Below are 13,264 nucleotides of genomic sequence, written 5' to 3' on the forward strand. Positions count from 1 at the left end.
CCCCGCTGACCCGGCGGCTTGTAATCCGTTGTTCCGTGTCAGTGGAGGCGCATTATAGGGAGTTATTTCAGGCTGACAAGTTAAAAATATAAAAAACTTATCAAGCGATTACTTTTCAATCAATACGTCCATTTTCGCCTGGATTTTAAACAAAAACGAGCCCCGCAGGGCCCGTTTATTGTTGTTTTGTGACTTACTGCACTGCCACTATGCGATCGTCATTCACTTCCAGACGAATCGTTTTGCCCGGAATCAGTTCACCAGACAGAATTTGCTGCGCCAGCGGGTTTTCGATCTGCTGCTGGATAGCACGTTTCAATGGACGCGCGCCATACACCGGATCGTAACCATTCGCGCTCAGCAGTTTAAGCGCCTCGTCAGAAATATGGATTTCATAGCCACGCTCTTCCAGACGTTTGTACAGACGCTGCAACTGGATCTGAGCAATAGAAGCAATATGCTGCTCACCCAGCGGGTGGAACACAACAACCTCATCTATACGGTTGATGAATTCCGGGCGGAAGTTATTGCTCACAACGCCCAGCACCATATCTTTCATATGGCCGTAATCCAGCTCACCGAAGCGTTCCTGGATCAGATCGGAACCCAGGTTTGAGGTCATAATGACAACCGTATTACGGAAGTCGACCGTTCTCCCCTGTCCGTCAGTCAGACGACCATCATCAAGCACCTGCAGCAGAATGTTGAACACATCCGGATGCGCCTTCTCCACTTCATCCAACAAGATGACAGAGTAAGGACGACGACGTACTGCTTCCGTCAGGTAACCACCTTCTTCATAACCGACATATCCCGGAGGTGCCCCGACCAAACGAGACACGGAGTGTTTCTCCATAAACTCGGACATATCGATACGCACCATTGCATCGTCACTGTCGAACATAAAGTTTGCCAGCGCTTTGCACAGTTCGGTTTTACCGACACCGGTTGGACCAAGGAACAGGAATGAACCAATCGGACGATTCGGATCGGACAAGCCCGCACGGCTACGACGGATGGCGTTAGAAACGGCTTCCACCGCTTCGTTCTGACCAATCACGCGGCTGTGCAGCTCCTGCTCCATACGCAATAGTTTTTCCCGTTCGCCTTCCAGCATGCGAGCAACTGGGATCCCGGTCCAGCGCGCCAGCACCTCAGCAATTTCTGCATCCGTGACTTTATTACGCAGCAGACGCATGGTTTTGCCTTCAGACTGGGTAGCTGCTTCCAGCTGTTTTTCCAGTTCAGGAATTTTGCCGTACTGCAGTTCAGACATCCGCGCCAGGTCGCCAACGCGGCGCGCCTGTTCGATGGCGATTTTTGCCTGCTCCAGCTCAGCCTTGATAGTTTGCGTTCCCGAGAGGGAAGCTTTTTCAGCTTTCCACTCTTCCTCTAACTCAGAATACTGGCGTTCTTTGTCGTCCAGCTCTTCGTTGAGCATATCGAGACGTTTTTTACTTGCCTCATCAGACTCTTTCATTAATGCCTGCTGTTCCAGTTTGAGCTGGATAATACGGCGGTCGAGTCTGTCGAGTTCCTCCGGCTTGGAGTCAATCTGCATACGAATGCTGGATGCCGCTTCGTCAATAAGGTCGATAGCTTTATCCGGCAACTGACGATCGGCAATATAGCGGTGAGACAGCGTAGCTGCCGCAACAATCGCCGGGTCAGTAATCTGCACATGATGGTGCAGTTCATAACGTTCTTTCAGGCCACGCAAGATTGCGATGGTGTCTTCCACTGAAGGTTCAGCCACAAACACTTTCTGGAAACGACGTTCCAGCGCCGCATCTTTTTCGATGTACTGGCGATATTCATCAAGCGTTGTTGCACCTACGCAGTGCAGCTCCCCACGGGCCAACGCAGGTTTCAGCATGTTCCCGGCGTCCATTGCGCCATCGGCTTTACCCGCCCCAACCATGGTATGCAATTCGTCGATAAACAGAATGACGTTGCCTTCCTGTTTCGAGAGATCGTTCAGCACACCTTTTAAACGTTCTTCGAACTCACCACGATATTTGGCCCCAGCCACCAGCGCGCCCATATCCAGTGCCAGTACACGACGGCCTTTTAAGCCTTCCGGCACTTCACCATTGATGATGCGTTGGGCCAGCCCTTCAACGATGGCGGTTTTACCGACACCGGGTTCACCGATTAACACCGGGTTATTTTTAGTACGACGTTGCAGCACCTGAATGGTACGGCGAATTTCTTCATCACGGCCGATGACCGGATCGAGTTTGCCCTGTTCGGCACGTTCGGTCAGATCAACGGTATATTTTTTCAAGGCCTGACGTTGGTCTTCAGCCCCCTGGTCATTCACGCTTTCACCTCCACGCATTTGTTCAATTGCCTGAGTGATATTGGCGGTCGTCGCGCCTGCTGATTTTAATAAATCGGTCAGCGTACCGCGTGACTCAAGCGCCGCCAGAACGAACAGTTCTGACGAAATAAAGTTGTCCCCACGTTTTTGCGCCAGCTTGTCGCAAAGATTCAGTACACGCACCAGTTCCTGAGAAGGCTGCACATCGCCGCCGGTACCTTCTACCTGTGGCAAACGGCTCAACGCCTGGTCAATGGCTGTACGTAACTGGCCAGCATTAATGCCAGCAGACGTTAATAAAGGACGTACCGATCCCCCTTCCTGATTCAGCAAGGCGCTCATTAGATGAAGTGGTTCGATAAATTGATTGTCGTGCCCCAATGCGAGTGACTGGGCATCGGCAAGAGCAAGCTGGAATTTATTAGTAAGACGATCCAGACGCATAACTCCTCCCATAACAGGTCAAAATTGCTACTGGAGATTAAATGAGGTCATCCCTCAATTATTCAAGGTGAATGACCTGAATTATGTGAAAAGAAAATTACACGTACCGGATCGTCTTGATTCTTTAGGTTATATCAGCCAAATAAAACTTGCCATACGACCCGTGGTATTGTCGCGACGATAAGAGAAGAACGTCTCACTTTCGCTGAAGGTGCAACGGTCGCCACCGTAGAGATTCTCCACGCCGACATTGGCCAGGCGCTGACGGGCAAGCTGGTAGATATCCGCCAGATACTTGTCGCCGCGCGGCACAAATGCAAGGTCCGCTTGCGGATCTTTCGTCATGAACGCCTCGCGGACTTCTGGTCCAACTTCAAACGCGTTTGGACCTATCGCCGGGCCTAGCCAGGCAATAATGTTTTCAGGTTTGTCGGCAAAACACGCCACCGTCTCTTCCAGCACGCCGGCGCATAATCCGCGCCAACCCGCATGGGCAGCAGCAACTTCCGTTCCGGCACGATTGCAAAACAACACCGGCAAACAATCAGCGGTCATCACCGCACACACGGTGCCCGGCGTGTTGCTGTACGACGCATCTGCACGTTTGGAGGCGTAAGGCTCGCCGGTCAGTTTCAGGACATCCTTACCGTGGACCTGCTCCAGCCAGACCGGCTTTGACGGCAGATTGCCCGCAGCAAACAGTCGTTTGCGGTTCTCTTCAACATGCTCCGAGTTATCGCCGCAATGGGCGCCCAGATTCAGCGAATCGTAAGGCGGCATACTGACTCCGCCAATACGGGTAGAACTACACGCCGCGACACCTTGCGGTATCGGCCACTGCGGGACAATTAGCTTACTCATAGCCAGGCAATATCATCCTTGTGTTCTTCGAAATCAGCGCGCATCACTTCAATCAATTGCACCATATCTTGTGGAATCGGCGCATGCCATTCCATTTCGATACCGGAAATCGGGTGATACAAACGCAGCATGGTCGCATGCAGCGCCTGACGGTCGAACTTACGCAGTACGGAGATAAATTCGTCAGAAGCGCCTTTCGGTGGACGTGGACGGCCACCGTAGACCTGATCGCCCACCAGAGGATGAGTGATATGTGCCATGTGCACGCGGATCTGGTGCGTACGTCCGGTTTCCAGACGCAACCGCAGACGCGTGTGCACACGGAAGTGTTCCATAATGCGATAGTGCGTTACCGCCGGTTTACCCATTGGGTGTACCGCCATATGCGTACGCTTGGTCGGGTGACGGCTAATCGGTTCCTCAACGGTTCCGCCAGCAGTCATGTGACCAATCGCCACGGCTTCGTACTCACGGGTAATTTCGCGCAGCTGCAACGACTCCACCAAACGTGTTTGCGCCGGAACCGTTTTTGCTACCACCATTAATCCAGTCGTGTCTTTATCCAGACGGTGTACGATACCGGCACGAGGAACATCCGCGATTGGCGGGTAGTAATGCAGTAACGCATTCAATACCGTGCCATCGGGATTCCCGGCGCCCGGATGCACTACAAGGTCACGGGGTTTGTTGATGACAAGAATGTCGTCATCTTCATAAACGATATCCAGTGGGATATCCTGAGGTTCAAAACGAACCTCTTCATCAATTTCTGCGTTGATGGAGACACGCTCTCCACCCAACACTTTTTCTTTCGGTTTATCGCAAAGTTGGTCATTTACCAGTACGCGCTGGTCGAGGATCCATTCTTTTATGCGCGATCGCGAATAATCAGGGAACAATTCGGCCAAAGCCTGATCTAAGCGTTGACCGAGCTGATTTTCGGAGACTGTTGCGGTGAGTTCTACTCGTTGTGCCATAAACTGCTTCTTCGTTTAACGTTGGGTTTTACGGCTTTGCCGTTTAATATAGTGTGCTATTGTAGCTGGTCTTAACCGGGAGCAGGAACAGAGAATCTCCCGTATTACATTTTGAGGAAAGTCAAAACGTCATGACGCGCATGAAATATCTGGTGGCAGCAGCCACGTTGAGCCTGTTTTTGGCGGGTTGCTCTGGTTCAAAGGAAGAGGTGCCCGATAATCCGCCAAATGAAATCTACGCGACTGCTCAGCAAAAGCTGCAGGACGGTAACTGGAAACAGGCAATAACGCAATTGGAAGCGTTGGATAACCGTTATCCATTTGGACCGTATTCTCAGCAGGTGCAATTAGATCTCATCTACGCCTACTACAAAAACGCCGATCTGCCACTTGCTCAGGCTGCTATCGATCGTTTTATCCGTCTTAACCCGACACACCCTAACATTGATTATGTCATGTATATGCGTGGCCTGACCAATATGGCGTTGGATGATAGCGCACTGCAAGGATTCTTTGGTGTTGATCGCAGCGATCGCGATCCACAACATGCCCGAGCTGCGTTTAATGACTTTTCCAAACTGGTACGTGGCTATCCGAACAGCCAGTACACCACTGACGCCACCAAACGTCTGGTGTTCCTGAAAGATCGTCTGGCGAAGTATGAATACTCCGTTGCGGAATACTACACTGCCCGCGGTGCATGGGTTGCCGTGGTAAACCGTGTGGAAGGCATGCTGCGCGACTACCCTGATACCCAGGCAACACGTAATGCCCTGCCGTTGATGGAAAACGCTTATCGCCAGATGCAGATGAATGCGCAGGCTGAAAAAGTAGCGAAAATTATTGCCGCCAACAGCAGCAATACTTGATTTACCTCAGAATGCAAAACGGCAGCCCTTGGGCTGCCGTTTTTTTATCCGTTAACGCCATAACTGAAGCGGTTTAGCTCCGACGCATCCCATCAAATATGGCCTGCTTTCAGGTATTCCTCAAGTAAAAAATCGCCTGTTCCTGCGGTGCCTCACAAAAAGGTTTTCTTGACAAAAAGCGACAAAATAATGTGATTTAGATCACACATTTTGACATTAGGAACGGTATGCTGGAATCACCAAGACGGGAAAGACAAGAGGTAAAATTTATGACAATGAACATTACCAGTAAACAAATGGAAATTACTCCGGCAATTCGCCAGCATGTCGCAGACCGTCTCGCCAAACTAGAAAAATGGCAAACTCATCTGATTAATCCACATATCATTCTGTCTAAGGAGCCACAGGGTTTCATTGCTGATGCCACCATCAATACACCGAACGGACATCTGGTCGCCAGCGCAAAACACGAGGATATGTACACCGCAATTAACGATTTGATCAACAAGCTGGAACGGCAGCTCAATAAAGTGCAGCACAAAGGCGAAGCCCGTCGTGCAACAACTTCAGTCAAAGACGCCAACTTCGTCGAAGCAGAAGAAGAGTAGTCCCTTACATTGAGTGTATCGCCAACGCGCCTTCGGGCGCGTTTTTTGTTGACAGGGTGAAAACAGTACGGGTACTTTACTGACGTAGCCAAAGGAAAATTACATGAAACTTGTCCCGTTCTTCTTCGCATTCTTTTTTACCTTCCCCTGAATGGGAGGCGTTTCGTCGTGTGATAAAGAATGCGAAGACGAACAATAAGGCCTCCCACAACGGGGGGCCTTTTTTATTGATAACAAGAAAGGCAACACTATGACATCGGAAAACCCATTGCTGGCGCTGCGCGATAAGATCAGCACGCTGGATGAAAAATTACTGGCCCTGCTGGCTGAGCGACGTGGACTGGCCGTAGAAGTTGGTAAAGCCAAACTGCTTTCACATCGTCCGGTACGAGATATCGACCGTGAACGTGACCTGTTGGACCGCCTGATCCAGTTGGGCAAAGCACATCATCTCGATGCTCACTACATTACTCGCCTGTTCCAGCTCATCATCGAAGACTCCGTCCTGACTCAACAGGCACTGCTCCAGCAGCACCTGAACAAAATTAACCCACACTCCGCGCGCGTGGCCTTCCTTGGGCCAAAAGGGTCATATTCCCATCTCGCAGCACGTCAGTACGCCGCCCGCCATTTTGAACAATTTATTGAAAGCGGCTGCGCAAAATTTGCCGACATCTTTAATCAGGTCGAAACCGGACAGGCTGACTATGCTGTGGTTCCGATTGAAAACACCAGTTCCGGTGGGATTAACGACGTTTACGACCTTCTGCAGCACACCAGCCTGTCTATCGTTGGCGAGATGACCATTACAATAGACCACTGTGTACTGGTGTCCGGCACGACGGATTTTGAGACCATTGAAACGGTATATAGTCATCCGCAGCCGTTCCAGCAGTGCAGCAAGTTCCTGAATCGCTACCCGCACTGGAAGATTGAGTACACCGAAAGCACCTCTGCGGCGATGGAAAAAGTTGCGCAGGCTAACTCACCGCGCGTGGCGGCCCTGGGGAGCGAAGCCGGAGGCGTACTGTATGGATTGCAGGTTCTCGAACATATTGAGGCTAACCAGTCGCAAAACATCACCCGTTTCGTGGTGTTGGCACGTAAAGCAATCAATGTATCCGACCAGGTTCCGGCGAAAACCACGCTGCTGATGGCAACAGGACAGCAGGCCGGTGCGCTGGTTGAGGCGCTGCTGGTACTGCGTAACCATAATCTGATTATGACTAAACTGGAGTCACGCCCGATTCACGGCAATCCGTGGGAAGAGATGTTTTATCTTGATATCCAGGCCAACCTGGAATCGCCCCAGATGCAAAAAGCATTGAAAGAGCTGGGTGAGATTACGCGTTCGATGAAAGTACTGGGTTGCTATCCAAGTGAGAACGTGGTGCCAGTCGATCCGAGCTAACGTTTGACAATGCCGGATGGCGCTACGCTTATCCGGCCTACAATTCATACGATTTTTGAAGGCCGGATAAGGCGAAGCCGCCATCCGGCATCTTAATTAAGGACGGCTGTCATTCGCCTGGCGTAACAAAGTACGGCTTTCACTTTGGAAGCGTTTCGCGTAATCACCAAACCAGTGCTCCACCTTACGGAAACTGTCTATAAACGCTTGCTTATCGCCCTGCTCCAGTAAACCGATCGCCTCGCCAAAACGTTGGTAGTAGCGTTTGATCAGCGCAAGGTTGCTCTCAGACGACATAATAATATCGGCATAGAGCTGCGGATCCTGGGCAAACAGACGGCCAACCATTGCCAGTTCAAGGCGGTAAATCGGCGAAGAGAGCGCCAGCAGCTGCTCCAGTTGAACGTTCTCTTCCGCTAAATGCAGACCGTAAGCAAAGGTCGCAAAGTGACGCAGTGCCTGAATAAACGCCATGTTCTGGTCATGTTCAACGGCGCTGATCCGATGCAGTCGCGCACCCCATACCTGAATCTGTTCCAGAAACCACTGATAAGCTTCCGGCTGACGTCCGTCACACCAAACTACGACCTGCTTGGCCAGACTGCCGCTGTCCGGACCAAACATTGGGTGTAACCCCACCACCGGGCCATCATGTGCAGCCAGCATCGCCTGCAAAGGACCATTTTTCACTGAAGCCAGATCCACCAGGATGCAGTCAGACGGCAGACGCGGTAGTTTGGCGATCACCTGCTCGGTGACGTGGATCGGCACGCTGACGATCACCATGCCGGCATCAGAGACGATCTCCGGCGCGCGATCCCAGTCCTGCTGTTCCAGGATCCGCACCTGGTAACCTGACAGGGTGAGCATTTTTTCGAACAGACGCCCCATCTGACCGCCACCGCCGACAATCACCACCGGCCGCAGAGAAGGACAAAGCGTTTTAAACCCTTTGTCGTTCTCACTGGAGTAGGACTCACGCATAACGCGGCGTAGCACATCTTCAATCAGGTCCGGCGGCACGCCAAGGGCTTCCGCTTCCGCACGACGAGAGGCCAGCATAGAGGCTTCCCGTTCCGGTACGTAGATCGGCAGCCCAAAGCGGCTTTTTACTTCACCAACTTCGGCAACCAGCTCCAGGCGGCGTGCCAGTAAATCCAGCAACGCCTTGTCGACTTCATCAATTTGATCGCGTAATGCGGTCAATTCAGCAACCATAACCAACCTCTTATGCTACACGCGCCGACAGCTGGCCGTTTAAATCCTGGCTAATTTCACGCAGCAGCGCATCCGTCATTTCCCAACTGATGCAGGCATCGGTTACGGACACGCCGTATTTCATTTCGCTGCGCGGCTGTTCAGAAGACTGGTTGCCTTCGTGAATATTACTTTCAATCATCAAGCCAATGATCGAGCGATTGCCATCTTTGATTTGTGCAATCACGGATTCAGCCACGGCAGGCTGACGGCGGTAATCTTTATTGGAATTACCATGACTGCAATCTACCATCAGAGAAGGTCGTAGTCCCGCCTGCTCCATCTCTTTTTCACACTGGGCGACATCTGCCGGGCTGTAGTTTGGCGCTTTACCCCCGCGTAGGATCACATGACCGTCCGGATTCCCCTGTGTTTGCAGCAGTGCAACCTGCCCGGCCTGGTTAATACCGACAAAGCGGTGCGACTGCGCAGCCGCACGCATGGCGTTAATGGCGGTCGCCAGGCTACCGTCGGTACCATTCTTAAAGCCAACCGGCATCGAAAGACCGGAAGCCATTTCACGGTGAGTCTGCGATTCCGTAGTACGGGCACCGATTGCGGACCAGCTAAACAGATCGCCCAGGTATTGCGGGCTATTTGGATCCAGCGCTTCAGTTGCCAGCGGCAGTCCCATATTTACCAGTTCAAGCAGCAGCTGACGCGCAATTTTCAGACCTGCTTCAACATCAAAAGAGCCATCTATATGAGGATCGTTAATTAACCCTTTCCAGCCGACAGTGGTACGGGGTTTTTCAAAATAGACGCGCATCACCAGGTAGAGGCTATCGCTGACCTCTGCGGCAAGGGCTTTAAATCGACGAGCATACTCAATCGCCATTTCAGGATCGTGAATGGAGCATGGGCCACATACCACCAGCAGGCGAGGATCGCGACCAGAGATAATATCTGAGATGGTTTTACGCGACTGGGCGATTTGCGCCTCTTGCTCCTGGCTCAGCGGAAATTCAGCTTTCAGCTGCTCCGGAGTCATCAGAACCTGTTCGTCGGTAATATGTACGTTGTTCAGCGCGTCTTTTTGCATGATGGTGATCCTGTTTAGCTCGTTTGCGATAGTTGATCCTCAGCGAGGAGGAAATAACGATATCACAACAGGTAAAGATTTCAATCCACAATCCGTAAATTATAATTTACATTGTGCCATTTCAAGACAAAAACAGCCCTTATAAATGTACATTTAAATTTACACCACCGAATTTTCAGATCCACTATGCTTAAAAAAACGAAGGAGCACAGGCAATGAAGCAACTCATCAGCATCTTGTTTCTATTACTTCTTAGCGGATGTCAGATAGACCCCTACACCCATGCCCCTACCAGGACTGGTACCGACTGGTACGACGCCGGGATACAAGATGCCATTTCGGGGTATGCCGTTAAAGATAATGAAACGCTTGCCGACAACTACAATGACCCCGAGGTCGATCGTACGGAATATCTTAAGGGTTACACTGAAGGACAACGTAAAACCTGCCAGCAGGATTTTGTTTACGCCAAAGGTTTGACCGGGAAAACTTTTCCCTCAAGTTGTGATACGGTCGAAAATGTTGACCAGTTACACAGTGCCTGGCAAAAAGGAGCAAACGAAGGTGCCGCATCAATAAGATTAAATTAAACAATAGGTTATATTTTTAAAATTACTAAGATTTAACTTAAATCACTAACAGCTTTATCCCTGACATAATGACGGCTTAGGAAAATAATGTTATTTTGTCCTAAACAATCTTGAATGTATTTCGACGTTTTACAGCAAACGCTGGTAGGTAACTATTCATGAGCTATTCTTACCGACTCATACTTCTACTGGCACTGCTCCTGACCGGATTACCGCTGTATGCCCAAAGCGTTACGGAAGAAGCAAAATCTGTACGCACTATGGTTTCCGGCATCGTCAGTTATACACGCTGGCCTGCACTTTCCGGGCCCCCAAAACTGTGTATTTTCTCTTCATCGCGTTTTTCCAGTGTCCTGAAAGATACCAGTGCAGGCGCATTACCCTATCTTCCCGTCATCATCCGTACGGAACAAGAAATATTAGTTTCGCAGTGTGACGGTTTTTATTTTGGAAAAGAATCCCCTACTTATCAGGTGGAATTAAAGAATAAATATCCGACTAAGGCATTGTTATTAATTGCTGAACAGAACCCCGAATGCGTTATTGGCAGCGCCTTTTGTCTCATAATTAAAGACGAAGATGTAAGATTTTCCGTAAATATGGATTCCCTTTCACGCAGCGGCGTAAGGGTCAGTCCAGACGTATTGATGCTTGCACGGAATAATAAGCATGGATAAGGGCCATTCTCCCATAGCACGCCCGACGTTTAAGCGAACATTACGGCGTATCAGCATAATCAGCGTTCTGGTAACCATGATGCTGATCTGGCTGCTGCTCAGCATTTCTTCCGTGCTGGCATTAAGACAGTATGCGCAAAAGAATCTGGATCTGACTGCCGCTACCATGACCCGTACGCTCGAAGCTGCATTAGTCTTTTCTGATAGTGTTGCAGCAACTGAAACGCTGGCGGCACTGGGCCAGCAGGGGCAATTTTCCGTTGCAGAAGTCCGTAATAAAAACCAGAAGGTGATCGCCACCTGGCGCTATAACGCGCAGGATACCACTGAAAAGATCAGCGGGATGATCAGCCACTGGCTGTTCCCACAACCGGTCACTCAGCCGATTTTGCATAATGGCAACGTCATCGGCGAAGTACGATTGACTGCGCGCGATAGCGTTATCAGTCATTTCATCTATTTGTCGCTGGCCGTCCTTACCGGGTGCATTCTGGTGGCATCCAGTATTGCATTAATGCTCACTCGCTATTTACACAATGGTGTTGTGGATGCACTGCAAAACATTACCGAAGTGGTACATGATGTTCGTACCAACCGTAACTTTTCACGGCGCGTATCAGAGGAACGCATTGAAGAGTTTCATCTCTTTGCCCTGGACTTTAATAGTCTGCTGGACGAGATGGAGGAGTGGCAACTTAAACTGCAGGCAAAAAACGCTCAGCTTTTGCGTACTGCACTACATGATCCTCTGACGGGTCTGGCTAATCGCGCCGCATTTCGCAGCAGCATAAATGCCCTAATGAATGACGACGCAGCGCACAGCAGCTCGGCATTGTTATTCCTTGATGGCGATAATTTTAAATTTATTAATGATACCTGGGGCCACGCAGCGGGGGATCGGGTCCTGATTGAAGTCGCAAAAAGGTTATCCGAGTTTGGGGGGAGTCGCCATTACCCATACAGACTTGGCGGCGATGAGTTCGCTATGGTGCTGTATAGCGTTCACTCTGAATATGAGGTTCAGCGGATCTGCGCGGCACTGTCACAAGAGTTTAACCGACCTTTTGACCTGCATAATGGTCATCTGGCAAGCATGACACTCAGCATTGGGTTTGCGCTGACGTGGGAACATGCCTCTGCCGAAAAATTACAAGAACTTGCCGATCAAAATATGTATCAGGCTAAACATTTGCGTTCTGAACGCATTATTAAATAATAAGGAATTACACACATGCTAAAACGTTTATTATCCCCGTTTCTTCTGCTTTTACTGATTCTGGCTGGCTGTCAGGCACCTCAAGGGAAATTTACCCCGGAGCAAATTGCAGCCATGAAATCATACGGATTTACTGAAGCATCAGGAGACTGGTCTCTCGGCCTGTCTGACACCATCCTGTTTGACAAAAATGACTATAAGCTCCGTCCTGAAAGTGAAAAACAGATCAAGGAAATGGCATCCAAACTAGCAGCTACCGGGCTAAACCATGCGCGTCTGGATGGTCATACCGATAACTACGGCGAAGACAGCTATAACGAAGCTCTGTCACTCAAACGCGCTAATGTTGTTGCCGATGCCTGGGCGCAGGGCGCTAATATTCCCCGCACCAACCTGACGACTCAGGGACTCGGGAAGAAATATCCCATTGCCAGCAACCAGACATCAAAAGGTCGTGCTGAAAACCGCCGCGTGGCGGTTGTGATCTCAACGCCATAATCATCCCCCAACTGGCTGCGCGCCGCGCAGTCATTCCATTGCCATAAAGAATAAAAGAAGTAAACGTCGGGATAAAAAAAGGGCCAGCCTTTCGGCCAGCCCTTTTCTAACAGGATGTCGCTTGCGCGAATCTTAGTTAAGACGCTCTTTGATACGAGCAGACTTACCAGTGCGCTCACGCAGGTAGTACAGTTTAGCTTTACGAACAGCACCACGACGTTTAACAGCAATGCTGTCAACTACCGGAGAGTGAGTCTGGAAGACACGCTCAACGCCTTCGCCGTTGGAAATTTTACGAACAGTGAATGCAGAGTGCAGACCGCGGTTACGAATAGCGATAACCACGCCCTCGAATGCCTGCAGACGTTTTTTGGAACCTTCAACAACCCATACTTTCACTTCCACGGTATCACCCGGACGGAAGGAAGGTACGTCCTGCTTCATCTGTTCTTGTTCAAGTTGCTTAATAATGTTGCTCATAATTTAATCTC

General features: G+C 50.3%; 14 protein-coding genes and 1 other annotated feature. Of the genes, 8 read left to right on the top strand and 6 right to left on the bottom strand.

Annotated elements, in window-relative coordinates:
- Positions 1-193: 193 nt before the first annotated feature.
- The 3 genes from clpB to rluD form a co-directional block, all read right to left on the bottom strand.
- A complete protein-coding gene (gene clpB / locus OGY18_RS03045; RefSeq protein ID WP_003826468.1) occupies positions 194-2,767 on the bottom strand; it encodes an ATP-dependent chaperone ClpB in 2,574 nt (857 codons plus the stop codon).
- A gap of 129 nt (positions 2,768-2,896) precedes the next feature.
- The gene (gene yfiH / locus OGY18_RS03050) at positions 2,897-3,628 is read right to left on the bottom strand and encodes a purine nucleoside phosphorylase YfiH (protein WP_126317545.1); all 732 of its coding nucleotides are present in this window, start codon (positions 3,626-3,628) and stop codon (positions 2,897-2,899) included.
- Positions 3,625-4,605, bottom strand: coding sequence for a 23S rRNA pseudouridine(1911/1915/1917) synthase RluD (rluD, locus tag OGY18_RS03055; protein WP_003826464.1), 981 nt, complete (start codon positions 4,603-4,605; stop codon positions 3,625-3,627). The genes yfiH and rluD overlap by 4 nt, the downstream gene beginning before the upstream one ends.
- Positions 4,606-4,736: 131 nt before the next feature.
- Between rluD and bamD the strand changes: the two genes are divergently transcribed.
- The 4 genes from bamD to pheA all read left to right on the top strand — a co-directional run bounded on the left by bamD (position 4,737) and on the right by pheA (position 7,493).
- Entirely contained in the window at positions 4,737-5,474 is a 738-nt protein-coding gene (gene bamD, locus OGY18_RS03060) for an outer membrane protein assembly factor BamD (protein ID WP_003826460.1), read from the top strand.
- 269 nt (positions 5,475-5,743) lie between these two features.
- The gene (gene raiA / locus OGY18_RS03065; RefSeq protein ID WP_003031244.1) at positions 5,744-6,082 is read left to right on the top strand and encodes a ribosome-associated translation inhibitor RaiA; all 339 of its coding nucleotides are present in this window, start codon (positions 5,744-5,746) and stop codon (positions 6,080-6,082) included.
- A 102-nt stretch (positions 6,083-6,184) separates the two neighbouring features.
- Positions 6,185-6,310: a sequence feature (Phe leader region), on the top strand.
- A complete protein-coding gene (gene pheL, locus OGY18_RS03070) occupies positions 6,186-6,233 on the top strand; it encodes a pheA operon leader peptide PheL (RefSeq protein ID WP_100250063.1) in 48 nt (15 codons plus the stop codon). (Overlaps the previous feature by 48 nt.)
- 22 nt (positions 6,311-6,332) lie before the next feature.
- Positions 6,333-7,493, top strand: coding sequence for a bifunctional chorismate mutase/prephenate dehydratase (gene pheA, locus OGY18_RS03075; protein WP_191219772.1), 1,161 nt, complete (start codon positions 6,333-6,335; stop codon positions 7,491-7,493).
- A 96-nt stretch (positions 7,494-7,589) separates the two neighbouring features.
- Here the strand turns inward: pheA and tyrA are convergent, their stop codons facing one another.
- Both tyrA and aroF read right to left on the bottom strand, forming a co-directional pair.
- Positions 7,590-8,711, bottom strand: a complete 1,122-nt coding sequence (gene tyrA, locus OGY18_RS03080; RefSeq protein WP_003826456.1) for a bifunctional chorismate mutase/prephenate dehydrogenase — start codon at positions 8,709-8,711, stop codon at positions 7,590-7,592.
- Between the two features lie 10 nt (positions 8,712-8,721).
- Entirely contained in the window at positions 8,722-9,792 is a 1,071-nt protein-coding gene (gene aroF / locus OGY18_RS03085) for a 3-deoxy-7-phosphoheptulonate synthase AroF (RefSeq protein WP_286551676.1), read from the bottom strand.
- Between the two features lie 215 nt (positions 9,793-10,007).
- Here aroF and OGY18_RS03090 point away from each other — a divergent pair, with 215 nt between their 5' ends.
- The 4 genes from OGY18_RS03090 to OGY18_RS03105 all read left to right on the top strand — a co-directional run bounded on the left by OGY18_RS03090 (position 10,008) and on the right by OGY18_RS03105 (position 12,773).
- On the top strand, positions 10,008-10,382 hold the full coding sequence (locus tag OGY18_RS03090) for a DUF2799 domain-containing protein (protein ID WP_286551677.1): 375 nt from the start codon (positions 10,008-10,010) through the stop codon (positions 10,380-10,382).
- 158 nt (positions 10,383-10,540) lie between these two features.
- Positions 10,541-11,059, top strand: coding sequence for a regulatory sequestration protein YfiR (gene yfiR / locus OGY18_RS03095; RefSeq protein WP_148361624.1), 519 nt, complete (start codon positions 10,541-10,543; stop codon positions 11,057-11,059).
- Positions 11,052-12,275, top strand: coding sequence for a diguanylate cyclase DgcN/YfiN (gene dgcN, locus OGY18_RS03100; RefSeq protein ID WP_286548304.1), 1,224 nt, complete (start codon positions 11,052-11,054; stop codon positions 12,273-12,275). Before yfiR ends, dgcN begins: the two co-directional genes overlap by 8 nt.
- A 15-nt stretch (positions 12,276-12,290) precedes the next feature.
- Positions 12,291-12,773, top strand: a complete 483-nt coding sequence (locus tag OGY18_RS03105; protein ID WP_148361623.1) for an OmpA family protein — start codon at positions 12,291-12,293, stop codon at positions 12,771-12,773.
- Positions 12,774-12,905: 132 nt separating this feature from the next.
- Here the strand turns inward: OGY18_RS03105 and rplS are convergent, their stop codons facing one another.
- Positions 12,906-13,253, bottom strand: coding sequence for a 50S ribosomal protein L19 (rplS, locus tag OGY18_RS03110; protein WP_002914145.1), 348 nt, complete (start codon positions 13,251-13,253; stop codon positions 12,906-12,908).
- Between the last annotated feature and the right edge of the window lie 11 nt (positions 13,254-13,264).

This window comes from Citrobacter sp. Cpo142 (assembly GCF_030332425.1).
Lineage (GTDB): Bacteria > Pseudomonadota > Gammaproteobacteria > Enterobacterales > Enterobacteriaceae > Citrobacter > Citrobacter portucalensis.